The organism is Aeromicrobium sp. PE09-221 (genome assembly GCF_002174305.1).
Lineage (GTDB): Bacteria > Actinomycetota > Actinomycetes > Propionibacteriales > Nocardioidaceae > Aeromicrobium.
Genome location: NZ_MIJB01000001.1, coordinates 1 through 21,649, shown reverse-complemented (window position 1 = coordinate 21,649; position 21,649 = coordinate 1). Strand labels below are relative to the sequence as shown.

The 21,649-nt window shown below is 67.7% G+C and carries 22 protein-coding genes; 10 read left to right on the top strand and 12 right to left on the bottom strand.

Annotated features, from left to right (window positions below; genetic code table 11):
* Window positions 1-521: transposase (locus BHE97_RS00110; RefSeq protein WP_140399912.1), on the top strand; the 521-nt coding region annotated here is incomplete at its 5' end.
* A gap of 122 nt (window positions 522-643) precedes the next feature.
* Here the strand turns inward: BHE97_RS00110 and BHE97_RS00105 are convergent.
* Window positions 644-1,531 (bottom strand): rhodanese-related sulfurtransferase, encoded by an 888-nt coding sequence (locus BHE97_RS00105; protein WP_087621994.1) that lies wholly within the window; start codon window positions 1,529-1,531, stop codon window positions 644-646.
* Window positions 1,532-1,644: 113 nt separating this feature from the next.
* Between BHE97_RS00105 and BHE97_RS00100 the strand changes: the two genes are divergently transcribed.
* The gene (locus BHE97_RS00100) at window positions 1,645-3,042 is read left to right on the top strand and encodes an amidase (RefSeq protein ID WP_201791245.1); all 1,398 of its coding nucleotides are present in this window, start codon (window positions 1,645-1,647) and stop codon (window positions 3,040-3,042) included.
* 58 nt (window positions 3,043-3,100) lie between these two features.
* On the opposite strand, the gene map is transcribed toward BHE97_RS00100, so the two are convergent.
* The 5 genes from map to BHE97_RS00075 form a co-directional block, all read right to left on the bottom strand.
* On the bottom strand, window positions 3,101-3,871 hold the full coding sequence (map, locus tag BHE97_RS00095; RefSeq protein WP_087621992.1) for a type I methionyl aminopeptidase: 771 nt from the start codon (window positions 3,869-3,871) through the stop codon (window positions 3,101-3,103).
* A gap of 114 nt (window positions 3,872-3,985) precedes the next feature.
* A complete protein-coding gene (locus BHE97_RS00090) occupies window positions 3,986-4,777 on the bottom strand; it encodes an SDR family oxidoreductase (protein WP_087621991.1) in 792 nt (263 codons plus the stop codon).
* A gap of 76 nt (window positions 4,778-4,853) precedes the next feature.
* Window positions 4,854-6,071, bottom strand: a complete 1,218-nt coding sequence (locus tag BHE97_RS00085) for an acyl-CoA dehydrogenase family protein (protein ID WP_087621990.1) — start codon at window positions 6,069-6,071, stop codon at window positions 4,854-4,856.
* A 3-nt stretch (window positions 6,072-6,074) separates the two neighbouring features.
* Entirely contained in the window at window positions 6,075-6,539 is a 465-nt protein-coding gene (locus tag BHE97_RS00080; RefSeq protein ID WP_087621989.1) for a MaoC family dehydratase, read from the bottom strand.
* Window positions 6,540-6,786: 247 nt separating this feature from the next.
* Window positions 6,787-9,273: a DEAD/DEAH box helicase gene (locus tag BHE97_RS00075; protein WP_087621988.1), complete on the bottom strand. Its 2,487-nt coding sequence runs from the start codon at window positions 9,271-9,273 to the stop codon at window positions 6,787-6,789.
* Between the two features lie 132 nt (window positions 9,274-9,405).
* On the opposite strand from BHE97_RS00075, the gene BHE97_RS00070 reads away from it, so the two are divergent.
* Genes BHE97_RS00070 through BHE97_RS00060 form a run of 3 tightly spaced genes read left to right on the top strand, consistent with a single transcriptional unit; the run spans window position 9,406 to window position 11,031 of the window.
* On the top strand, window positions 9,406-9,693 hold the full coding sequence (locus BHE97_RS00070) for a hypothetical protein (protein WP_087621987.1): 288 nt from the start codon (window positions 9,406-9,408) through the stop codon (window positions 9,691-9,693).
* Window positions 9,694-9,737: 44 nt separating this feature from the next.
* A complete protein-coding gene (locus tag BHE97_RS00065; RefSeq protein ID WP_087621986.1) occupies window positions 9,738-10,076 on the top strand; it encodes a PadR family transcriptional regulator in 339 nt (112 codons plus the stop codon).
* A gap of 1 nt (window position 10,077) precedes the next feature.
* On the top strand, window positions 10,078-11,031 hold the full coding sequence (locus BHE97_RS00060; RefSeq protein WP_087621985.1) for a permease prefix domain 1-containing protein: 954 nt from the start codon (window positions 10,078-10,080) through the stop codon (window positions 11,029-11,031).
* 1 nt (window position 11,032) lies between these two features.
* On the opposite strand, the gene BHE97_RS00055 is transcribed toward BHE97_RS00060, so the two are convergent.
* From BHE97_RS00055 to clpB, 6 genes are all read right to left on the bottom strand, one after another.
* Window positions 11,033-11,302 carry a DUF2516 family protein gene (locus BHE97_RS00055; RefSeq protein ID WP_087621984.1) on the bottom strand — a complete coding sequence of 90 codons (270 nt, stop codon included), beginning with the start codon at window positions 11,300-11,302 and terminating at the stop codon, window positions 11,033-11,035.
* Between the two features lie 82 nt (window positions 11,303-11,384).
* Window positions 11,385-12,305: a hypothetical protein gene (locus BHE97_RS19960; RefSeq protein ID WP_170931164.1), complete on the bottom strand. Its 921-nt coding sequence runs from the start codon at window positions 12,303-12,305 to the stop codon at window positions 11,385-11,387.
* The gene (locus BHE97_RS00045) at window positions 12,302-12,709 is read right to left on the bottom strand and encodes a helix-turn-helix transcriptional regulator (protein ID WP_087621983.1); all 408 of its coding nucleotides are present in this window, start codon (window positions 12,707-12,709) and stop codon (window positions 12,302-12,304) included. The genes BHE97_RS19960 and BHE97_RS00045 overlap by 4 nt, the downstream gene beginning before the upstream one ends.
* Before the next feature lie 74 nt (window positions 12,710-12,783).
* On the bottom strand, window positions 12,784-14,157 hold the full coding sequence (locus BHE97_RS00040; RefSeq protein ID WP_087621982.1) for an NAD(P)/FAD-dependent oxidoreductase: 1,374 nt from the start codon (window positions 14,155-14,157) through the stop codon (window positions 12,784-12,786).
* A 62-nt stretch (window positions 14,158-14,219) separates the two neighbouring features.
* Window positions 14,220-15,230, bottom strand: coding sequence for a hypothetical protein (locus BHE97_RS00035; protein ID WP_087621981.1), 1,011 nt, complete (start codon window positions 15,228-15,230; stop codon window positions 14,220-14,222).
* Between the two features lie 177 nt (window positions 15,231-15,407).
* The gene (gene clpB / locus BHE97_RS00030; protein ID WP_087621980.1) at window positions 15,408-18,002 is read right to left on the bottom strand and encodes an ATP-dependent chaperone ClpB; all 2,595 of its coding nucleotides are present in this window, start codon (window positions 18,000-18,002) and stop codon (window positions 15,408-15,410) included.
* A 192-nt stretch (window positions 18,003-18,194) separates the two neighbouring features.
* Between clpB and BHE97_RS00025 the strand changes: the two genes are divergently transcribed.
* The 5 genes from BHE97_RS00025 (at window position 18,195) to BHE97_RS00005 (ending at window position 21,561) form a co-directional block, all read left to right on the top strand.
* Window positions 18,195-18,812, top strand: a complete 618-nt coding sequence (locus tag BHE97_RS00025; protein ID WP_087621979.1) for a hypothetical protein — start codon at window positions 18,195-18,197, stop codon at window positions 18,810-18,812.
* 97 nt (window positions 18,813-18,909) lie between these two features.
* The gene (locus BHE97_RS00020) at window positions 18,910-19,215 is read left to right on the top strand and encodes a transcriptional regulator (protein ID WP_087621978.1); all 306 of its coding nucleotides are present in this window, start codon (window positions 18,910-18,912) and stop codon (window positions 19,213-19,215) included.
* Window positions 19,212-20,096: an ABC transporter ATP-binding protein gene (locus BHE97_RS00015; protein ID WP_087621977.1), complete on the top strand. Its 885-nt coding sequence runs from the start codon at window positions 19,212-19,214 to the stop codon at window positions 20,094-20,096. Before BHE97_RS00020 ends, BHE97_RS00015 begins: the two co-directional genes overlap by 4 nt.
* A gap of 10 nt (window positions 20,097-20,106) precedes the next feature.
* Window positions 20,107-20,874, top strand: a complete 768-nt coding sequence (locus BHE97_RS00010; protein WP_201791243.1) for an ABC transporter permease — start codon at window positions 20,107-20,109, stop codon at window positions 20,872-20,874.
* A 189-nt stretch (window positions 20,875-21,063) separates the two neighbouring features.
* Window positions 21,064-21,561 (top strand): hypothetical protein, encoded by a 498-nt coding sequence (locus BHE97_RS00005; RefSeq protein ID WP_087621976.1) that lies wholly within the window; start codon window positions 21,064-21,066, stop codon window positions 21,559-21,561.
* Window positions 21,562-21,649: the final 88 nt, after the last annotated feature.

Genomic DNA, 21,649 nt, shown 5'->3' with positions numbered 1-21,649 from the left:
CGTGGGCCGCCACGATGCGGCTACACCCGTCCTGGGACACCGAGACCCGCACGACCGTGACCGTGCTGCGGACACTGGCCCGCCGCGTCAAGGACCTGACCCAGGAGGCCGCCGAGCACGAGAAGACCATCCTCACCATCGTCCGGGCCTGGCGCCCTGAGCTGCTGGCCCAGCCCGGGGTGGGGCCGATCGTCGCCGCCACCGTGCTGTGTGCCTGGTCCCACCCCGGACGCGTACACTCCGAAGCCGCGTTCGCCATGCTCGCCGGTGTCGCACCCATCCCCGCCAACAGTGGTCAGATCACCACGCGATACAGGCTCAATCGCCATGGCGACCGCCAGCTCAACCGAGCCCTGCACACCATCGCCCTGTCCCGACAGCATTACCACCAAGCAACCCGCGACTACACCGCCCGCCGCACCAGCGAGGGCAAGACTCCCCGCGAGATCAAACGCTGCCTCAAGCGATACATCGCCCGAGACCTCTACCGAATCCTCGAAAACCCTCCGTCAACACCTTGACGAACCATAGGAGCGTCGCCCGAGGCGGTGACCTACGCACCTCTCAGCCTGAGGAGGGGTGACTCACGCACGTCTCAGCGCGAGTGAGAGGTGCGTGAGACACCGCTCGGGATCGCGGCGAGTCAGGCAGCGTGGGTGCCGCAGGCCAGATCGATCTCGGCGCAGGCATCGCAGCGGGCGAACTGGGCCACGCACGCGATATCGGAACAGTCACGGGCCGTATTGGTCGGTGCGTCACATCGATCACAGCGCCCCACCAGGACAGTGTGATCGGAGAAATCAGTGGCACCCCGTCCGTCGAAGACGTACATCGATCCTTCCCACAGGCCGTCGTCGCCGAAGGTCTCGCCGTAGCGGGCGATGCCGCCGTCGAGCTGATAGACCTCGCGGAAACCGCGCCTCTTCATCAGGGGTGTCAGCACCTCGCAGCGGATGCCGCCGGTGCAATAGGTCACCACGGCCTTGTCCTTCAGGTGGTCGTAGGCACCGGAATCCAGCAGGCCGAGGAACTCCCGCGTGGTGTCGACGGGAGGTCGGACGGCACCACGGAACCGGCCGATCTCGGACTCGATCCGGTTGCGCCCGTCAAAGAACACGACCTCCTCGCGTTCCACCAGATCGTGCAACTGCTCGGGCGTGAGCTTCGTCCCCCCGTCGACCACGCCCCCGGTGGCGACCTGGACCTCGTCGGGAGCACCGAAGGCGACCAGCTCGTCGCGGACCTTGACGCTCAGCTTGGGGAACAGCGCCGTCGTGCCGTCAGGCAACGCCTCACCGGCGCTCCACTTGATATCGGCGTCCTTGAACGGCGCGTAGGAACGCAGGCCGCGCACGTACTTCTTGAGCTCCACCACGTCTCCGCCGAGGGTCCCGTTGATGCCGTGGGGCGATAGGATGATCCGGCCCCGCAGACCGAGCGAGTCCGCGAGAGTGTGCTGCCACAGCCGGATCGCCTCGGGATCGGCGAGCGGCGCGAATGCGTAGTACAGGATCACCTTCGGGGTAGCCACCGCACGATTGTAGGGCGCACGACGACCACGAGGACCGATGCTGATGCGATAAGGTCGCCGCAACGACCCCGATGCATCATCATCGGTCCCCTCCGATTCCCTACGCTGGGACCATGACCGAGCTGCACGACCTCGACGCCCACGAGCAGGCCGCGCTGCTGCACGACCGGGAGATCACGAGCGCGGAGCTCGTGCGACACCACCTCGATCGCATCGACGCCCGCAATGACGAGCTCGGAGCATTCATCACCGTCACCCGCGACGAGGCGATCGAGGCCGCCGGCCGCGCCGATGCTCTCCTCGATGCGGGCGACGCACCGCCGTTCTGTGGCGTCCCGACCGCCGTCAAGGATCTCACTGCCACCGCGGGGATCCGGACGACGCTGGGGTCGCGTCTCCTCGCCGGCCAGGTTCCCGACACCGACGCCCACGTCGTCACCCGCGCGCGCGAGGCCGGCTTCATCAGTCTCGGCAAGTCCAACACCCCTGAGTTCGGGTTGTCGTCGTTCACCGACAACGACCTGATCGGCCCCGCCCTCACCCCGTGGGACACGGCCCTGAATGCCGGTGGTTCGAGCGGCGGTGCGGCCGCCGCGGTCAGCGCCCGACTCGTGCCGCTGGCGCTCGGCAGCGATGGTGGCGGCTCGATCCGTATTCCCGCGAGCAGCTGTGGCGTCTTCGGTTACAAGCCGAGTCGCGGCGTCGTCGGCGCGGGACCCGACGGAGTCCAGTGGAATGGCCTCGCCATCGACGGCGCCCTCAGCCGAACGGTGCGCGACGCGGCGGCGCTGCTCGACATCATCGCGGGTCCGATGCCGGGTGACTCGCGTGTCGCTCCGCCGCCGGCCGTGCCCTATCGTGAACAGGCCCGCCATGAGCCCGGACGTCTGCGCATCGCGCGATGGAGCCGCCCGTATCTCGACTTCGCCGAGTCGTCATCGGAGTCAGTGGCGGCATGGGAGCGCGCCAGCGCCCTGCTCGAGGAGGCCGGACACGATCTGGTCGATATCGACGATCCGTGGACGCCCGAGCTCGAGCCGCAGTTCAATATCGTCTGGTCGGCGGGCATGGCAGCCGCTCCGATCCCCGCGGAGGCCGAGCCACTGCTGCGGCCCACGACCCGATACTGGCGCGAGCGCGGTGGCCGGGCGAGTGCGCCCGAGCTGGCGGCGGCACTCGGGTTCGTGGAGCTCACCACCCGCGCCACGCTGGCATCGCTGGCGGAATTCGATCTCTTCCTCACCCCGACGCTCGCCCTGCCGCCCCAGCCGACCGAGTGGTTCACCGGCCCCGAGGACCCGGTAGAGATCCATCGTCGCGAACTGCTCTACACGCCGTTCACGGCACTCATGAACATGAGCGGCCAGCCCGCGGCGAGCCTGCCGCTCCACGTCAGCGAGGAGGGCTTGCCGATCGGCGCGATGCTCGCGGCGCATCCCGGCCGGGACGGCCTGCTGCTCGCTGCCTGCGCCCAGCTGGAACACGCCTTCCGCACCGATCCGGGCCGCTAGCCCTCACGCACGCCGATCAGAGGACTCCCGCGTCGGCCAAGACTCAGGCGAGGAAGGATCAGTCGCGGGCGGTCATGATAATCGGGTCGCCGTCGGTGATGGCGATGGTGTGCTCGGAGTGCGCGCCGCGTGAGCCGTCGGCGCTGCGGATCGTCCAGCCATCCGGGTCCATGACGATCTCGTCGGTCGAGGCGAGCAGCCAGGGCTCGATGGCGATGACGAGGCCGGGTTTGAGCGGGAACCCGCGTCCGGGCCGAGCGTCATTGGGTACGTGCGGATCACCGTGCATCGTGCGGCCTACGCCATGTCCGCCGAACTGCGTGTTGACCGTGTAACCGGCCTGTCGGGCGATCTCGCCGATCGCATGGCCTATATCGCCGATCTTCTTGCCGGGCCGGGCGATCTCGATGGCTGCCGCGAGCGCGCGCTGCGTAGTGTCGATGAGCCGCAGATCCTCCTCGCGCGGCGTGCCGACGACGGTGCTGACGGCCGAATCACTCACCCAACCGTCGACGCTCACGGCGAAATCGAGGCTGAGAAGGTCCCCGTCCTTGAGCTTATAGGGGTGCGGCAGCCCGTGCAGGACGGCGTCGTTGACCGAGGTGCAGAGCACCTTGCCGAAGGGACCGCGACCGAAGGACGGTGCGTAGTCGATGTAGCAGGACTCGGCGCCGCGGTCCTTGATCATCTGGTGCGCGAGATCATTGAGATCGAGCAGGTCGACGCCGACATCCGCCGCCTCGGTGAGCGCGGTCAGCACCTCACCGACGAAACGGCCCGCGGGCCGCATCTCGTCCAGCTGGGCAGGGGTCAACAACTCGATCGCCATGCCCCCACCCTAGTACCGCCCCAGAACCCCGTTGAGTGTGACGTTTGGACGGCGATTCCGACGATTCGACCGTCCAAACGTCACACTCAACGAGTAACCAACCCGGGTTCAGGGTCAGGATTCGAGGGAAACGCGGTAACGCTGCATGCCGGAGAGCCAGCGATCGGGATCGGAGGCCTTCTGTGCGTACATCGTCGCCACATCGGCGTGCGGGAGGGCCAGGAAGCGCTTGGCGTCGATCGCGTCGAGCAGCACCTGCGCGACATCATCGGCCTCCATCACCTCGCCCGCGGTCGCCACGGCCTTGTGCCCGAGCCGCGCATCGCCGTCCTCGTGGATCTGCCCGTCCTCGATGAGCGGCGTGCGCACGCCCATCGGGCACAGGCAACACACCTGCACGCCACGATCGCCGTAGGTCGCCGCCAGCCACTCGGCGAAGCCCACCGCGGCATGCTTGCTGACCGAGTAGGTCGGCGATCCCAGCTGCGTCAGGAGTCCCGCCGCCGAGGCAGTCACCGCGAAGACACCGCCATCGCCGTCGAGCCACCGCGGCACCAGCGCCCGTGCCGCGCGCACGTGCGCCATGGTGTTGACCTGCAACGACGCCGCCCAGTCGTCCTCGGAGGACTCGAGACCGAAACCGCGGAAGATCCCGGCATTGGCGACGTACAGGTCGACGCCGCCCAACTCCAGGTCGGCACGGGCGATGAGCGCCTCGATGCCGTCATCGGTCGCCACGTCACCGGCGAGATAGGGCTGGCTGAGATCGGCGGCCGCCTCCGCGAGGCGCTCCTCGTCCCGGTCGGCGAGCACGACCCGATCCCCCCGCGCTACCAGAGCGCGTGCGACCGCGAGCCCGATCCCGCCGGCAGCACCCGTGACGACCGCTCGACGTGCCCCGCTCATGTCCGCACCTGCCAGAAGAACGCACGGTAGGCAGATGACGGCATGAGGTGCCTTCCTGCTCGCTCGCTGCGCTCGCTCATCGGTACTTCTTCAGCTCGGCACGGGCGAGGGAGTTCTTGTGGACCTCGTCAGGACCGTCGGCGAAGCGCAGCGTGCGGATGCCGGCGAACATCTCCGCGAGTGGGAAGTCCTGACTCAGACCACCGGCGCCGTGCACCTGGATCGCCTTGTCGAGGATCCACTCGACGGTCTGCGGCGTGGCGATCTTGATCGCCTGGATCTCGGTATGCGCGCCCTTGTTGCCTACCGTGTCCATCAGCCACGCGGTCTTCAGCGTCAGCAGTCGCAGCTGCTCCAGCTTGACCCGCGACTCGGCGATCCAGTCGCGCACGACGCCCTGGTCGGCGATCGGCTTGCCGAAGGCGACACGCTGGCTCGCCCGCTCGCACATCATCTGCACCGCGCGCTCGGCGATGCCGATGGACCGCATGCAGTGGTGGATACGGCCCGGTCCGAGGCGTGCCTGGGCGATCGCGAAGCCCTCACCCTCATCGCCGATGAGATTGCTCGCCGGCACGCGGACGTCGGTGAACCGCAGCTCGGCGTGGCCACCGTGGTCGCGATCGTGGAAGCCCATGACGTGCATGCCTCGCACGACCTCGAGGCCGGGGGTGTCCCGAGGGACGAGGATCATCGACTGCTGGCGGTGCCGCTCGGCCGACGGGTCCGTCTTGCCCATGACGATGAAGATCTTGCAGTTCGGGTTCATCGCCCCGGTGATCCACCACTTGCGACCGTTGATGACGTACTCGTCGCCATCGCGCATGATCGACAACTCGATATTGGTGGCATCCGAGGACGCGACATCGGGCTCGGTCATCGCGAAGGCCGAGCGGATCTCGCCGGCGAGCAGGGGTTCGAGCCACTGCTCCTTCTGCTCGTCGGTTCCGAACATGCTCAGCACTTCCATATTGCCGGTGTCCGGCGCAGCACAGTTGATCGCCGGTGGTGCGAGCTGGATGCTGCGTCCGGAGATCTCGGCGAGGGGCGCGTACTGGAGATTGGTCAGCCCACCCCGATCGGGATGACCGGCGAGGAAGAAGTTCCACAGACCGCGCTTCTTGGCCTCGGCCTTGAGGTCCTCGATGATGGCCGGCGGGTCCCAGCGGTCCTCGGTGTAGTTGCGCTGGATCTGCTCGTGTGCGACGGGCTCGGCGGGGTAGACCACCTCATCCATGAACGCTTTCATACGCTCGATGAGGTCCCGCGTGGTGTCGTCGAAGGCGAACTCCATAGCTCAGTTCCCCTCGGCAGCCATCACGTAGACGACCTCGGCGATACAGGCTGGCTTGTCGACACCCTCGATCTCGATGACGAAGCTGACGACGGCCTGGGTGCCGATGGCGATATCAGACGTCTCCTTGAGCGTTCCGGTCGCCCGGACGCGCGAGTTCACGAGGACGGGATGCGGGAAGCGCACCTTGTTGGCGCCGTAGTTGACGCCCATCGCCAGACCCTTGACGTCGTAGATCTGGCTGGCGAACGCGGGCAGCAGCGAGAGGGTGAGATAGCCGTGCGCGATGGGGGCGCCGAAGGGGCCCTTGGCGGCCCGCTCGGGGTCGACATGGATCCACTGGTGGTCGCCGGTCGCATCGGCGAAGGTGTTGATCTGCTCCTGGCTGACGGTGAGCCAGTCGCTGGTGCCGAGCTCCTCGCCGGCGGCCGCCTTGAACTCGTCGAGATTCTCGAACACGCGGGGCATGGGTGACTCCTTCGCCACAGTTTAACTAAGCGCTTGCTTAGAACGAACGCTAGCCGATCACCGGTGTCGCTGGCTACCCCGCCGGCCGGTTGGGCTCGGTCGGAGGCTCAGCCACCGAAAGGACCGAGGGCGGTGAGCCATCAACCACCGACGGACGAGGCGGGTGGTCGACGAGGCACCGGAAACGCTCCCTGAACACAGAGACCCGGGGCGGTGGGAGAAAGCCGCCCACGGCTCGGTCGGCGGGTCAGGAGGAGAAGGGACCGACCGAGGTCACGGTGAGGACCGCCTCGCCCGCCTCATCACTCGCGGCGAGATCGACCTCGGCCGAGAAGCCCCAGTCGTGGTCACCCTCGGGGTCATCGAAGGTCTGCCGCACCCGCCAGCGGCCGCGCTCGACCTCGACGCGGAAGAACACCGGGCCCCGCGCTGCCGGACCCGTGCCGAGGTCGTCGTACTCCGCGAAGTAACCGGCCATCGCCTCCTCCCAGCCCACCTCCGGGTCGAGCTCGGCGAGCGCATCCCAGCGCTCGCGCGCGGCGAGCTCCACGCGCCGGAAGGCGGCATTGCGCACGAGCACACGGAAGGCGCGCTCGTTGCGGGTGACCGGGCGCGGCGTCTCCACACCCTCGGCTTGCGAGCGCACCACCTCGGGATCCTCACCGCCTGACACGAGCGCCTCCCACTCGTCGAGCAGGCTGGAGTCGGTCTGCCGGACCAGCTCGCCGAGCCAGGCGACGAGATCAGCCAGTTCCTCGTCCACGACTCCGGGCGGCACCGTGCGCACCAGTGCGCGGTAGGCATCCGAGAGGTAACGGAGCACCACCCCCTCCGACCGCGCGAGGCCGTAGTCGGCGATGAGTTCGGCGAAGGTCATCGCCCGCTCGGCCATCTCCCGGACGACCGACTTGGGCCGGAGCTCGTGCTCCCCCACCCACGGATGACCGCCTCGGTACATCTCATAGGCGTCCTCGAGGAGATCGCGCAGAGGCTGGGGATGCTCGACCTCCTCCAGCAGCTCCATCCGCTCCTCGTACTCGACCCCATCGGCCTTGAGCTCGGCGACGGCCTCGCCCCGGGCACGGAAGCGCTGGGCCGAGATGATCGGCCGCGGATCCTCGAGGGTCGCCTCGATCACCGAGACCACATCGAGAGCGTAGGTCGGCGAGTCGCGGTCCAGTAACTCGAAGCAGGCGACCGCGAAGGGCGACAGCGGCTGATTGAGGGCGAAATTCTCCGGAAGCTCGACCGTGAGCGCGAGCCCGTCGTCGACCCGCTCCACGACGCCACCGGCTAACAGCGCCTCGACGATCCCCGCGGCCTCGCGGCGCAACTTCTCCTTGCCGTCCTCGGACTCGTCGCTCTCGGTGATCAGGCGCTCGATGGCCTCCTCGGTGTCACCGGGCCGGGCGAGCAGATCCAGGACCATCGAGTGGGTCATGCGCATGCGCGAGACGAGCGGCTCGGGAGTGCCGTGCACCAGACGATCGAAGGTGCTGTCGTTCCAGGACACGAAACCCTCGGGCGCCTTCTTGCGTTGCACCTTGCGCCGCTTCTTCGGGTCATCGCCCGCCTTGGCGAGGGCCTTGAGGTTCTCGATCTCGTGCTCAGGCGCCTCCACCACCACATAGCCGACGGTGTCGTAACCCGCCCGCCCGGCTCGACCGGCGATCTGCTGGAACTCGCGGACCTGCAGGGTCCGCTGGCGGACGCCGTCGAACTTGCTGAGTCCGCTGAACAGGACGGTGCGGATCGGCACGTTGATCCCGACGCCGAGGGTGTCGGTGCCGCAGACCACCTTGAGCAGGCCGCGTTGCGCGAGGGTCTCGACGAGGCGCCGGTAGCGCGGCAGCATCCCCGCGTGGTGCACCCCGATCCCCATGCGCACGAGCCGCGACAGCGTCTTGCCGAAGCCGGACCGGAAGCGGAAGTCGCCGATCGACTCGGCGATCTCGTCGCGTTCCTCGCGCGAGGCCACCTTGACGCTGGTCAGTGCCTGGGCGCGCTCCAGCGCGGCGGCCTGGGTGAAGTGCACGACATAGACCGGGGCCTGGCCCGAGGACACCAGCTCCTCGATGGTCTCCTGGATCGGCGTCGTCACATACTCACTGACCAGCGGGACGGGGCGCTCGGCCGACGAAACGACGGCCGTCGCCCGGCCGGTCCGGCGCGCGAGCTCGGCCTCCAGCCTGGTCGTATCGCCCAGCGTCGCCGACATCAGCAGGAACTGGGCACGTGGCAGCTCCAGCAAGGGGACCTGCCACGCCCACCCGCGGTCGGGGTCGGCGTAGTAGTGGAACTCGTCCATGATGACGACGCCGATATCGGCATCCGCGCCGTCGCGCAGGGCCATATTGGCGAGCACCTCGGCGGTGGCGCAGATGATCGGCGCATCGGCATTGACGGCGGCATCGCCGGTCACCATGCCCACATCGTCGGCGCCGAAGATCTCGCACAGGTCGAAGAACTTCTCGCTCACCAGGGCCTTGATCGGCGCGGTGTAGACGACGCACTCATCGCGAGCCAGGGCGGTCGCCATCGCCGCGGTGGCCACCAGGCTCTTGCCCGATCCGGTCGGCGTCGTGAGGATGACATTCGTGCCGCTCACCAGCTCGAGGATGGCCTCGTCCTGCGCGGGGTAGAGCGCGATGCCACGGCTCTCGACCCAGGTGCCGAAGGCCTCGTACACGGCGTCCTCGTCGAAGGTGCGGGGCAGGACATCGGAGAGGCGCATGCGGCCCAGTCTTCCAGGGTCCGCTCAGCCCCGGTCGCGGCGGCGCGGACTGATGATGATGCGTTCCGGTTGTCATGGCGACCCATACGCATCATCATCCGTTCGCGCCGGCGGCTCACTAGACTGCCCCGCATGAGCGCCTGGGATGAGATCGTGGAACGGATCGAGCGGCACATCGCCGGCGAGCCGACCCCTCATGATCGATGGGTCGCCCTCTGTGAAGCGGGCATCGGCGAGCGCTCGATCGATCCCGAGCTGCGACCGGTCGACACCGCCCGCTGGATCGCCGGGCTACTCACCGCCTACCGGACCGTGCGCGCCACGGACCAGGCATCCCAGGACACCGATGTCGCCGACCTGCTGATGATCCTCACCCGATGGCTCCATCCCGCACGACCACGAGGCATCGCCACCGAATAATGTGCTTTTGACTATACTGTGCGACACACACTATCGTGTCGCACATGGGTATCGACGACTCGGTCACCGCGGGACACCTCCAGGAGTTGCGCCGGGGGACCGTCGTGCTCGCGGCCCTCGCCGCGCTCCGCACCCCCGGCTACGGCTACGCCCTCCTCGAGAGCCTCACCACGGCCGGGATCCACGTGGACGCCAATACCCTCTACCCGCTGCTGCGGCGTCTCGAGAAGCAGGGACTCCTGACCAGTGAGTGGAACACGGACGAGCCACGACCCCGGAAGTTCTACCGGACGAGCCCCGACGGCGAGCAGCTCGTCGCGACCCTGACGGCCGAATGGCATCGCCTCGACGACAGCTTGCGCAATCTCACCGAGGAGATCTGAGATGACCGAACTGACCGACCGCTACGTGTACGCCGCGACTCGCTTCGTGACGGACCAGGACGAGCGCGTCGAACTGGACCGCGAACTGCGCGAGCGCATCGCGGACACCGTCGACGGCCACCGCTCCGCGGGCCTGGGACCCGCCGAGGCCGAGGAACGAGCCCTCACCGAACTGGGCGATCCGCTGCGGGTCTCCGCCGCCTATCGCGAACGCCCGATGTACCTGATCGGTCCGCGCCACTACTTCGCGTGGCAGCGGGTCATGGTGATCGTCCTCGCGACGGCACCCTGGATCGTCGGCGTTATCGACCTCATCGTGATGATCAGCACGCGCGAGCCGGTCGAGACCGTCATCGCCGGCACGATCAGCACCATCGTCATGGTGGCCGTGCAGGCCGCCTTCTGGATCACCCTCGGCTTCGCGGTGGCGGAGCGGGTGACGACACCGGCGGACGGGGACGTGGACCGGTGGACCCCGGAGCGGCTGCCGCAGCTCCCTGAGAGCACGGGTCGGGGCAAGCTCAGCGATCTGATCGCGAGCCTCGTCTTCCTGGTGATCGTGGCAGGGCTGATCGTCTGGCAGCGGTTCGGCTCGCTGGTCGTCGTCGACGGTGAGCGGATGCCGGTATTGGATCCTGCGCTGTGGGACGTGTGGATCCCGGTGATGTTCCTGCTGCTCGCCCTCGAAGCGGTCCATGCGGTCTGGGTCTACCGCACCGGATGGACCTGGCCCGCGGCCATCGTCAATCTTCCGATCTCTCTCGCCTGGGGCGCATTGCTCGGCTGGCTGTTCGTATCCGGTCGGCTGCTCAATCCCGATTTCCTCGACCGCGTCGGTCTGTCCCAGGGAGCCATCGACCGCTCGCAGCCCTATGTACTGGCGGTCCTCGCGGTCATCATCGCGTGGGAGCTCGTCGATGGGTTCTACAAGGCGTATCGACGGGGCCGGCAGTGAGTCAGCGCCGGACGGACCGCAACTGGGCGAGATAGACCAGCGCGGCGACCGTGCCCGCGAGGTTGAGCAGACCGAGCGGCGATCCGGAGAAGAACACGAATTGGGCGACGACGGCCAGGGCGAGGATGATCAGCCAGGCGTTCTTCTGCAGGCTACCGGCGATCTCGAAGTCCACTTGCGGGCGCCGCAGGCAGTCGACGAGCGCGAAGACCTTCACCGCGAACAGCACGACGGCCAGGGCGAGTTGGACATAGCCGAAGGCATCGAGCATGCGGCCCAGCGTACCGAGTGGGCCGAGGACGAGGACACCGGTGCGATCCCCTCGAGGATCGCACCGGTGCCGTCGTTACGGCTCAGGAGAGCTGCGAGTCCTGGGCCTGCGCGGGCGACGACGGGGTCGCCGGAGTCGCCCCGGGCGCCGACGCGCTGGCCGAGGCCTTCTTCGCCGGGGCCGGGGTCGCCTTGCGCGGTGTGGTGTTCTGCCCGGCGGCCGTGGTCGAGGAGGTCGCCTTCTTGGCGGGTGCCTTCTTGGCCGCCGACTTCGTGGCCGGAGCCTTCTTCGCGGTGGACTTCTTCGTCGTGGAGGTGGAACTCGTCGACTTCTTGGCCGTCGAGCTCTTCACGGTCGACTTCTTCACGGTGCCCTTGGTCGCCGCGCTCTTCGTCGCCGTCGAGGACGAGGTCTTCTTGGCGGGGCTCTTCTTGGCCGTCGACTTCGTGGCCGGAGCCTTCTTGGCCGGAGCCTTCTTCGGTGCAGCCTTCGTGGGCGCCGTCGCCGCACGGGTCGCGGCGCTCGCGGAGGTGGCGGGAGCCTCCTCCTTGACCTCCTCGACGACCTCGGCCGCCTTGCCGGTCAGCGCATCGGCCTTCTCCTGCAGCTCCTCGATCAGATCCTCGGCGCGGTCCTTGAGATCCTCGACGAGGTCCTCCGCGCGGTCGCGGAAGTCGTCGACCGCTCCGCGCAGGTCGTCGACCGTCACGTCATCGACCTTGCCGCGCACGGCGGTCACCAGGTCATCGGCGCGCTCGGTCAGATCATCGACGGCGGCCTTGAGATCCTCGACCGTCAGGCCCTTGGCCTTCGTGGCGAGGTCGTCGCTCTTCTTGACCAGGTCGGCATAGACGGCCGTGGCCGAGCCGACGGTGACCTGCGCGAGACCCTCGGCCTTCTTCTGCAGATCGGCGACGTCGAATCCCTTGAGCGTGGTGGGCAGGTTCTTGATGTCCTCGACGAGGGACTTCAGCTGGGCGTTCAGGGCGTCAGCGATACTCATACGTCCTCCTTGGCGTGGGTGAGCTTCTCGGTCAGTTCGTCGCTCGTCGCATCGGCGACCCCGACGAACGAGCGGTAGATGTCCAGCAGGGCGGACCTCTGCCGCTCGGTCAGACGGGGATCGAGGGCGATCGCGTCCTCGACCATCCGCGGGCCGATGTCCTCGGTGTCGAGAATCCCGGCCCGTACGTAGAGCGACTCGGCCGAGATGCGCAGCGCCTTCGCGATCTGCTGCAGCACATCCGCCGATGGCTTCCGCAGGCCCCGCTCGATCTGGCTGAGATACGGGTTCGAGACGTCTGCCAGCTCGGCGAGCTGACGCAATGACATCTGGGCCTGCTGACGCTGGGCACGCACGTAATCGCCGAGAGAGTTCACGGCATCGGACATGCTCAGCTTCGCCATGTCTCCATAGTGCTAACAAAAGTTAGCGTTTGCAAGCTGACAGCTAAGTGACCTCGCACACGCCAGATAGGACGTCAGCCGTCGGAGGACTTGGGGGCCCGCTTGGCGGCCTTCTTGGCCGCCTTCTTGGTGACACTCTGCGGTGTGGCCTCGATGACCCGCGGCTCGTGGGAGATGACATACGGCGTCTCCCCGACGATCGCATTGTGACTCCGCCAGAGCAGGTACTTGAGGCTCAGATTGGTCATCGTCGCGAACCGATTGCGGTTGCCGAGCAACTGCTGCACGTGGATCGCCACCCAGATCAGCCACGCAATCCACCCCTTGAGCCGGGGCAGCCCCTTGACCTGAGCGATCGCCGAGGCGCGGCCGATGGTGGCCATCGTGCCCTTGTCGAAATAGGAGAAGGGCTTCGGATCGTCCTTGCCTTCGACCTCGCGCCGGATCAGCTTGGCGACGTACTTGCCCTCCTGCAGGGCCGGCTGCGCGAGCTGCGGCAGCGGCTCATCGGGGTTCACCGCGATATCACCGATCGCGAAGACATTGCGGAAGCCGCGCACCCGCTGCCGATCGTCGACCTCGATGCGGCCGCCGCGGCCCTGCGGAACACCCCACTCACCGACCATGGAGTGCGCGGTGATCCCCGAGGCCCACACGACGATCCCGGCCTCGATGAACTCCTCGGTGCCATTGGTCTCGACCAGCACGCCGTCGGTGCGCACCTCCTTGACCGCGGTGCCGAGCCGCAGATCGACCCCGCGCTTCTCCAACGACTTCTTGGCGTAGTCGCGCAGATTCGGATGGAACGGCCCGAGCACGTGAGGTGCCATCTCGACCAATGTGATGTGGATGCGGCTCTGATCGAGTTCCGGATAGGTCGTGGGCATGTCCTGATTGCGCATCTCGGCGAGGGCTCCGGCCGTCTCCACGCCCGTGGCGCCGCCGCCGACCACCACGACTCGCAGATCGCGGTCCTGGCCGTTGATCGCGGCGTCCTCGAGATGGGCGAAGATCCGGTCACGCAGCGCGAGGGCCTGCGAGCGGCGGTACAGCGGCATCGAGAACTCCTCGGCACCCGGTATGCCGAAGAAGTTGGCCGTGACGCCGACGGCGATGATCAGGTAGTCGTACTTGACGGTGATATTGCCGTCGAGCAGCATCGATTGCGCATCGTGGTCCATCGCGACGACGGTGCCCTTCACGAAGCGCACGTTGTCCTGCTTGGCGCGCACGGCGCGTAGGAACCAGGTGATGTCGCCGGGATTCAAGGAGGCCGTGGCGACCTGGTACAGCAGGGGCTGGAAGGTGTTGTACGTGTGCCGGTCGATCAAGGTGATGTCGACATCGGCCCCTTTCAGCTTGCGCACGGCCGCCAGGCCTCCGAATCCGCCGCCGATGACGACGACATGAGGACGCTTCGAGGACGAAACCGGAGCCGAGGAAGACATGAGCCCAGACTAGTCCGGGACGGTGAGGGTGCGCCGGTCAGCGCTGGGGCATGTGAGCCGCGCTACATTCCCCGGTACCAGGCCCGGGCCTCCTCGCGATGGGCCAGCACGATGACGGCGACGGCCGCGGCCGTCCACGGCAGGCCGACGGGGAAGAACACGATGGATACGGCGATCGTCAGCACGCAGACCACGACGAGCGCGATCCGCGCGATGGGCGAGCGCTGGGCGAAGGCCCACGCCGTCACCGCCATGCCCACCAACGAGAGCAGCAGCCAACCGGCGGCGCTCACGATCATCAGGCGCATCAGATCGTCGACCGTGAATCCGCTCTCGGCGATCAGCTCGCTCACCATCCCCTGCTGCTGCCAGGCACGCTCCACCTCGGCACGTCCGCCGACGAGGACGGTCAACAACAGGAGGGCGGCCACACCGGCGACCACCGCCGAACCGACGCCGGTCACCAGCAGAGCCGCCGTCACCGACTTCGGACGAGCCGACCGGGCCGAAGGCGGGGGTGGCATGGTCTGCGCGTATCCCTGATGCGCGGAGGAGGCCTGGGGGCGCTGGGCCGTGATCTGCGGCGGAGCATGGGGCGACTGCTGCGCCGGCACGCTCGGCGTGGCGCCCAGTTCGACGGGCGGCTCCTCTCCGGCGAAGTACTGCCGGGACTCACGCTGCCAGAGCATGCCGACGCACATGGCGGCGAGCAGCGCCGGCAGAATGCCTACGAGCCCCATCGTCACGAAGAGCAGTGCCGCCAGGCTGCAGAGCACGGTGAGCCCGATCCGCGAGCCACGATCGCCGCGGAAGGCGAAGACGGCGAACACCATGGTCGCGATGGTGCCGACGACGCCGATCAGGACCATCCAGCGCAACCATTCCAGGGTCGTATCGACACTCAGCGAGGTCGCCGACAACGGGGGTTCCGCGAGCAGCTGCTCGATCTGCTCCTGCATCTGGACCGAGCCCCAGCTGCCGAGCTGGCTCACCAGGATGATGAAGACGAAGGCCGCACCGCACCCCGAATACAGACAGGCGAGGGTCACGGAACGGGGACGAGGCGCGGCCATGCCTCTATCGAACCAGATCGCCCCAGGGCAGACACCCGCCCCCGTGGGCGGTGACCTACGCACCCCTTACGACTGCGGGCGGTGGGCTACGCACCTCTCAACGATGTCGAGGGGTGCGTAGCCCACCGCCCAGGGACGGGAGAGGTGCGTAACCCACCGCTCCCGAGTGGGGAGCCGTCAGCCGCGGACGGGGACGACGAGCAACTCGTCGGTGTCGCCGTCGCGGTCGACGGTGACCGTGTCGCCGTCTCGGACCTCGCCCGAGAGCAGCTCCCTGGCCAGCCGGTCGCCGATCGCCTGCTGCACCAGCCGGCGCAAGGGACGCGCCCCATAGGCCGGATCCCAGCCCGTGAGCGCCAGCCACTCCTTGGCCGCATCGGAGACCTCCAGGGTGATCCGGCGCGACTCCAGTCGCCGGGCCAGCGAGTCCAGCTGCAGGTCGACGATGCGGGTCAGCTCCTCGGTGCCGAGCGCCTCGAACATGACGACCTCGTCGAGGCGGTTGAGGAACTCGGGCTTGAAGGACGCCCGAACGACGTTCATGACTGCATCATTCTTGGCCTGGTCGTCGAGGGTAGGGTCGACGAGGAACTGCGAGCCCAGGTTCGAGGTCAGGATCAAGATGACATTGCGGAAGTCCACCGTGCGGCCCTGACCGTCGGTCAACCGGCCGTCGTCGAGCACCTGCAGGAGGATGTCGAAGACCTCCGGATGAGCCTTCTCGACCTCGTCGAGCAGCACGACGGAGTACGGACGGCGCCGCACCGCCTCGGTCAGCTGACCGCCCTCGTCGTAGCCCACGTAGCCGGGAGGGGCGCCGACGAGCCGCGAGACGCTGTGCTTCTCGCCATACTCGCTCATGTCGATGCGGATGATGGCGCGCTCGTCGTCGAAGAGGAAGTCCGCGAGGCTCTTGGCGAGCTCGGTCTTGCCCACGCCCGTCGGGCCGAGGAAGAGGAAGGATCCGGTCGGCCGGTCGGGATCGGAGATCCCGGCACGGGCCCGGCGCACCGCATCGGACACCGCACGGACCGCGTTCTTCTGGCCGATGAGCCGCTTGCCGAGCTCGTCCTCCATGTGCAGGAGCTTCTCGGTCTCGCCTTCCAGGAGACGACCGGTCGGGATACCGGTCCAGGACGCCACCACCTCGGCGATATCGTCCGGCCCGACCTCCTCGTGCACCATGCGATCGGCCGATGCCGACTCCTCGGCCCGCTGCGCCTCCGCGAGCTGCTCCTCCATCTTGGGGAGCTCGCCGTAGGTCAGCCGCGCGGCGGTCTCGAAGTCACCCTCGCGCTGGGCGCGCTCGGCGGCCGTACGCACCTCGTCGATGCGCTCCTTGATCTCACCGACGGCGTTGAGGCTCTTCTTCTCGGACTCCCACCGCTGCTCCAGAGCACGGAGCTGCTCGGACTTGTCGGCCTTCTCTGCGCGCAGTTTCTCCAGGCGTTCGACACTGGCCTCGTCGGTCTCGTGCTCGAGGTGGAGCTCCTCCATCGTCAGTCGATCGACGGCACGCCGCAGCTCATCGATCTCGATGGGGCTGGAGTCGATCTCCATACGCAGTCTGCTCGACGCCTCGTCGATCAGATCGATGGCCTTGTCGGGCAGCTGACGGCCGGGGATGTACCGATGGGAGAGAGTCGCGGCGGCGACCAGCGCGGCATCGGCGATCTCGACCTTGTGGTGGGCCTCGTACTTCTCCTTCAGGCCGCGCAGGATCGCGATGGTGTCCTCGACACTCGGCTCGCCGACGAAGACCTGCTGGAAACGACGCTCCAGGGCGGGATCCTTCTCGATGGACTCGCGGTACTCGTCGAGCGTGGTCGCGCCGATCATGCGCAGCTCGCCACGGGCGAGCATCGGCTTGAGCATGTTGCCGGCGTCCATCGCGCCCTCACCGCTGGCACCGGCACCGACGACGGTGTGCAACTCGTCGATGAAGGTGACGATCTGCCCGTTCGACTCCTTGATCTCATTCAGGACGCCCTTGAGGCGCTCCTCGAACTCGCCGCGGTACTTGGCTCCCGCGACCATTGCGCCGAGGTCGAGACTGACGAGCGTGCGGCCGCGCAGCGACTCGGGCACGTCACCGTCGATGATGCGCTGGGCGAGGCCTTCGACGACGGCGGTCTTGCCGACACCGGGCTCGCCGATGAGGACGGGGTTGTTCTTGGTGCGGCGGCTGAGCACCTGCACTACGCGGCGGATCTCGGCATCGCGGCCGATGACGGGATCGAGCTTGCCGTCGCGGGCGAGGGCCGTCAGGTCGATGCCGTACTTCTCCAACGCCTGGTAGGCGTCCTCGGCGTCCTGGCTGGTGACCTTGGCGCTGCCGCGGACCGTGGAGAAGGCGTCCTTCAATGCCTCCGGCGTGACGCCGTGGCGCGCGAGGATGGCCTGAGCCGGGGACTGCACCGTGGCGATGCCCACGACGATCGGCTCGGTCGAGATGAACTCGTCCCCGAGCGCGTCGGCCTCATCGATCGCACGCTGCAGCACTTCATGCGTGGTGCGCGCGAGATTCGGATTCTGCACGCTCGAGCCGCTGGCCGAGGGCAGCAACTCGATGCTCTGCTTGGTCTCGGCGAGCACCGTGCGCGGATCGGCACCCGCGGCCGCGATGAGCGGCGCAGCGGTGCCGCCTTCCTGCTCAAGCAGTGCCGCGAGCAGGTGTGACGGTTCTACCGCGGGATTGCCCGCGGCGGCTGCCGACGACATGGCCGCAGCGAGCGCCTGCTGACTGCGGGTCGTGAGTTTCGAAAGGTCCATCGACGACTCCCCTGGTGATAACGATGCCTACACCTAGAACAACCTTGTCAAAGTTGAGTCCATTCCGCTCAACTTTATCGTCGCATATGTCCTTCGTCACACATCAGGGGGTCGCTGCAACTTGACGCAAATAACTTTGCAGTGCAAAGCTAGTTTGCCAAGCAAACCAGTTGGCAGATCCCGGAGGTCACCATGGACGAGGACGAGAAGTCTCCCAGCCCGGCGGAGAGCTGGGCCATCATCGACGCCCAGCGTCGCCAGGTTCGCGAGGACCTCAACGCCGACGACCGGATCCTCTACGGCATCTGGGGAGTCGCCTGGGGACTCGGTTATCTCGCGATGTTCCTCACCGTCGGCGATCGGGGGGAGCCGACCGCCATCGGCGGCGGCGTGTTCGCCGGGCTCCTCATCGCCGCCCTCATCGTCACGATCGTGCACTCGGAACGCCGCGCACGGGGCCTCGGCGGCGCCGGGGGGCGTATGAACACCCGACTGGGCACGGCCTGGGCGGTCACCTTCGGCGCGACCTTCTTCATCTACGGGGGGATGTTCTCGCACGGGCTGGAGGGCGAAGGTGTCGGCGTCGTCACCAATGCCCTCCCCTGCCTCATCGTCGCCTGCCTGTTCATGGGCAGCGGTGCCGCCTGGAACGACACCCGCCAGTATCGTCTCGGCATCTGGATCGCCGCCAGCGTCGCCATCGCCTCGGTGATCGGCGTGCCCTACCTCCACCTGGTGATGGCCGTGCTCGGGGGCGGCGGCTTCCTCGCCGCGGCCTTCCTTGCTCACCGCGACCGGCGGCAGGCATGAGGGCCCCGGCCTGGACCGAGATCTGCTCCCCATTCGTCAACCGGGAGCCCCTTCGGTCCACCAATGACCAGCAAATCCCGGTCCGGGCGGTGTCGGGATGAGCGAGTTGGACCCCGTCATCCACGCGCAGGCGCGGCTGCGCGTGGTGGCCTCCCTGGCAGCGATGCCGAATAACGCCAGCATCACCTTCCCGCGGCTGCAGAAACTGCTCGAGATGACCGCCGGCAATCTCTCGACCCATCTGCGCAAGCTCGAGGAGGCCGGCTATGTGCGGCAGTCCAAGACCATCGAGGGTCGTACGCCCGTGACCTATGTCGAGATCACCCCGGCCGGTCTCGCCGCCTTCGAGCGCTACACCGCGCAGATCCGATCCCTCATCGACCCGACAGGAGCGAGCTCATGACCAGCACACCCCTCGTCGACATCCGGCACGCCACTCGGGCCTTCGGGGAGCACCTCGCCCTCGACGACGTATCCCTCCAGATCGGGACCGGCGAACTGGTAGGCCTCCTCGGACCGAACGGTGCCGGCAAGTCCACCCTCATCTCCCTGCTCAACGGTCTGCGCAAGCCGACCTCGGGCACGGTCCGCGTCGCTGGGCGCGATCCTCGTGTCCCGGCCAACCGGGTCGTCATCGGCAGCACACCACAGGAGACCGGCCTCCCGCCGACCATCAAGGTGCGCGAGGTGGTCGATTTCGTCGCGCGCCACTACCCGGACCCCGATGACACCGCTGCCCTGTTCGATCGCTTCGGTCTGACCGAGCTCGCCGGACGCCAGTGCGGTTCACTGTCCGGAGGACAGCAACGCCGGCTCGCGGTGGCCCTCGCGATGGTCGGGCGCCCGGATCTCGTACTGCTCGACGAGCCCACGACGGGCCTGGACGTCGACGCGCGGCAGAGCCTTTGGAGTGCCATCGAGGACTACCAGGCCGGGGGTGGCACGGTCCTGATCACGAGCCACTATCTCGAGGAGATCCAGCGCCTTGCCGAGCGGGTCGTCGTCATCGACCGCGGACAGATCCTCGTGGACGACTCCACACAGGCCGTCATCGATCGCGTCGATGTCGACCGCGTGGAGCTCAGCTCCGAGGACAGTCGCCTCGACACGCTTCCGGGCGTCGCGAGTCTCGCGCGCGCCGGCGACCGAGTGACGCTGCTGACCGCCGATGCCGATGCACTCGTCCGCGCCCTGGTGAGTGAGCGGATCGAGTTCTCGCGGCTACGGGTCACCGGGGCATCGCTTGAGGACGCCTTCGCCCATCTGACTCGAACCGCCGCCTGAAAGGAGCATCATGCCCGCCTCCACCCCCTCGATGCTGCGCATCGCCGGTGCGCACGCCAAGCTCAACCTGCTCGAGAACGTCCGCGAGCCGATCGCGATCATCGGCACCACGGTCTTCCCCACCTTGGCACTGCTCTTCTTCGTCGTGCCTCAGAGCGCGATCGCCGATGACCCGACCGCGGCCACGGGGGCAGCCGCACAGCTCGGCGCCTTCGCGGTGATGTCGGTGTGCATCTTCACCTTCGGCATCGGCATCGCCGAGGACCGCGCACGGCCCTTCGACGGCTATGTCAGGAGCCTGCCCGCCGGGCCGCTCCCCCAGTTCCTCGGACGTCTGCGCACCGGCGTGTTGTTGATGCTCATGGGACTGGCCGCGGTGACGCTCGTCGCCTCCACCCTCACCGAGGCGCGCCTGTCGCCCGACAGGCTGATGCTGACCCTCGGCACCTTGTTGCTCGGGGCGCTGCCGTTGTTGCTCATCGGCTTCGCGGTGGGCTACACGCTCACCCAGAAGTCGGCGATCGCAGTCGCGCAGCTGCTGTTCTTCGGCTTCGCCTTCGGCGGTGGCATGTTCATCCCCCCGGACGGCTTCCCGAGCTGGCTCGATGCGATCTCACAGTGGCTGCCCAGCCGCTCGTCACGTGACCTGGTGGTCTGGGCGGTGGGCAGCGGTGACGTGGCGGCACAGACCTTCACCACGCTCGCGCTGTGGGGCATGGCCGGCGCCGCGTTGACGGTCTGGGGCTTCCGCCGCGATGAGGGTCGCCGCTTCCGCTGACCCTCGCCCTGTCCCCCGACCCGCACTGGGTCAGAACCGTGGCCGAGGGGTCGACGCGGTCGTCCTCTCACCACTATGATTCTTTAGGTAAGGCAAACCTGAGTGGATGGAGTGCGTGGTGTCGGTCGCCGCGATCGAGGGGCTGCGCAAGAGCTTGGTTGACTCCTCGGGCCGGGAGACGGAGTGTTGATGGACTGGTGGGCCCATCTGCTGGGTGTCGGCGGACTCGCCCTGCTGGTGCCGACGGCGATCCTGTTGGCATCCCTGCGTTGGGGTTGGACGGCCTTCGCCGAGGACTACCCGGCCGATATCCGAGCGCTGCTGCCCGAGCCGACGCAGGGAGAGGTGCGGGCCGGGTGGGTGCTCGGACCACTCTTCCTGGTGACCGTCCTGGGGGCGGTGCTGGTGACGACGGCGACCTGGCCGCCGGCAGGTGAGCGGTTCGTCTCGGCGTGGCTCATGGCCTTCGGCGCGACCGTGCTGTTCTGCCTGATCGACCTCGTCATCGTCGACTGGCTCGTGATCTGTGCCTGGCGCCCGCGCTGGGTGGTGGTGCGCGGCACCGAGACCGCCGAGGGCTGGGGTGACTACGCTTTCCATCTGCGTGCTCAGCTGGCCCCCAAGGGCCTGGCCGTGCTGGTGGTGCTGCCACTCCTGTTCGCTGCCATCGTCTACGCCCTGTTCTGACCCACCCCTTCGACATCCGGCCCAACTCTCGCCGGGTTCTGGCCCTCGACACGCCGACGCGAGGGGCCAGAACCCGGCAGAAGACGCA

What these genes read in the sequence shown, in the direction of transcription:
- BHE97_RS00015 (WP_087621977.1), top strand. Translation starts at nt 19,212, where the DNA reads ATGACCAGCACACCCCTCGTCGACATCCGGCACGCCACTCGGGCCTTC.
- BHE97_RS00025 (WP_087621979.1), top strand. Translation starts at nt 18,195, where the DNA reads ATGGACGAGGACGAGAAGTCTCCCAGCCCGGCGGAGAGCTGGGCCATC.
- map (WP_087621992.1), bottom strand. Translation starts at nt 3,871, where the DNA reads ATGGCGATCGAGTTGTTGACCCCTGCCCAGCTGGACGAGATGCGGCCC.
- BHE97_RS00035 (WP_087621981.1), bottom strand. Translation starts at nt 15,230, where the DNA reads ATGGCCGCGCCTCGTCCCCGTTCCGTGACCCTCGCCTGTCTGTATTCG.
- BHE97_RS00005 (WP_087621976.1), top strand. Translation starts at nt 21,064, where the DNA reads ATGGACTGGTGGGCCCATCTGCTGGGTGTCGGCGGACTCGCCCTGCTG.
- clpB (WP_087621980.1), bottom strand. Translation starts at nt 18,002, where the DNA reads ATGGACCTTTCGAAACTCACGACCCGCAGTCAGCAGGCGCTCGCTGCG.
- BHE97_RS00080 (WP_087621989.1), bottom strand. Translation starts at nt 6,539, where the DNA reads ATGCCCCGCGTGTTCGAGAATCTCGACGAGTTCAAGGCGGCCGCCGGC.
- BHE97_RS00085 (WP_087621990.1), bottom strand. Translation starts at nt 6,071, where the DNA reads ATGGAGTTCGCCTTCGACGACACCACGCGGGACCTCATCGAGCGTATG.
- BHE97_RS00010 (WP_201791243.1), top strand. Translation starts at nt 20,107, where the DNA reads ATGCCCGCCTCCACCCCCTCGATGCTGCGCATCGCCGGTGCGCACGCC.
- BHE97_RS00090 (WP_087621991.1), bottom strand. Translation starts at nt 4,777, where the DNA reads ATGAGCGGGGCACGTCGAGCGGTCGTCACGGGTGCTGCCGGCGGGATC.
- BHE97_RS00055 (WP_087621984.1), bottom strand. Translation starts at nt 11,302, where the DNA reads ATGCTCGATGCCTTCGGCTATGTCCAACTCGCCCTGGCCGTCGTGCTG.
- BHE97_RS00020 (WP_087621978.1), top strand. Translation starts at nt 18,910, where the DNA reads ATGAGCGAGTTGGACCCCGTCATCCACGCGCAGGCGCGGCTGCGCGTG.
- BHE97_RS00060 (WP_087621985.1), top strand. Translation starts at nt 10,078, where the DNA reads ATGACCGAACTGACCGACCGCTACGTGTACGCCGCGACTCGCTTCGTG.
- BHE97_RS00070 (WP_087621987.1), top strand. Translation starts at nt 9,406, where the DNA reads ATGAGCGCCTGGGATGAGATCGTGGAACGGATCGAGCGGCACATCGCC.
- BHE97_RS00045 (WP_087621983.1), bottom strand. Translation starts at nt 12,709, where the DNA reads ATGGCGAAGCTGAGCATGTCCGATGCCGTGAACTCTCTCGGCGATTAC.
- BHE97_RS00065 (WP_087621986.1), top strand. Translation starts at nt 9,738, where the DNA reads ATGGGTATCGACGACTCGGTCACCGCGGGACACCTCCAGGAGTTGCGC.
- BHE97_RS00040 (WP_087621982.1), bottom strand. Translation starts at nt 14,157, where the DNA reads ATGTCTTCCTCGGCTCCGGTTTCGTCCTCGAAGCGTCCTCATGTCGTC.
- BHE97_RS00100 (WP_201791245.1), top strand. Translation starts at nt 1,645, where the DNA reads ATGACCGAGCTGCACGACCTCGACGCCCACGAGCAGGCCGCGCTGCTG.
- BHE97_RS19960 (WP_170931164.1), bottom strand. Translation starts at nt 12,305, where the DNA reads ATGAGTATCGCTGACGCCCTGAACGCCCAGCTGAAGTCCCTCGTCGAG.
- BHE97_RS00075 (WP_087621988.1), bottom strand. Translation starts at nt 9,273, where the DNA reads ATGCGCCTCTCCGATGTCCTGCCCCGCACCTTCGACGAGGACGCCGTG.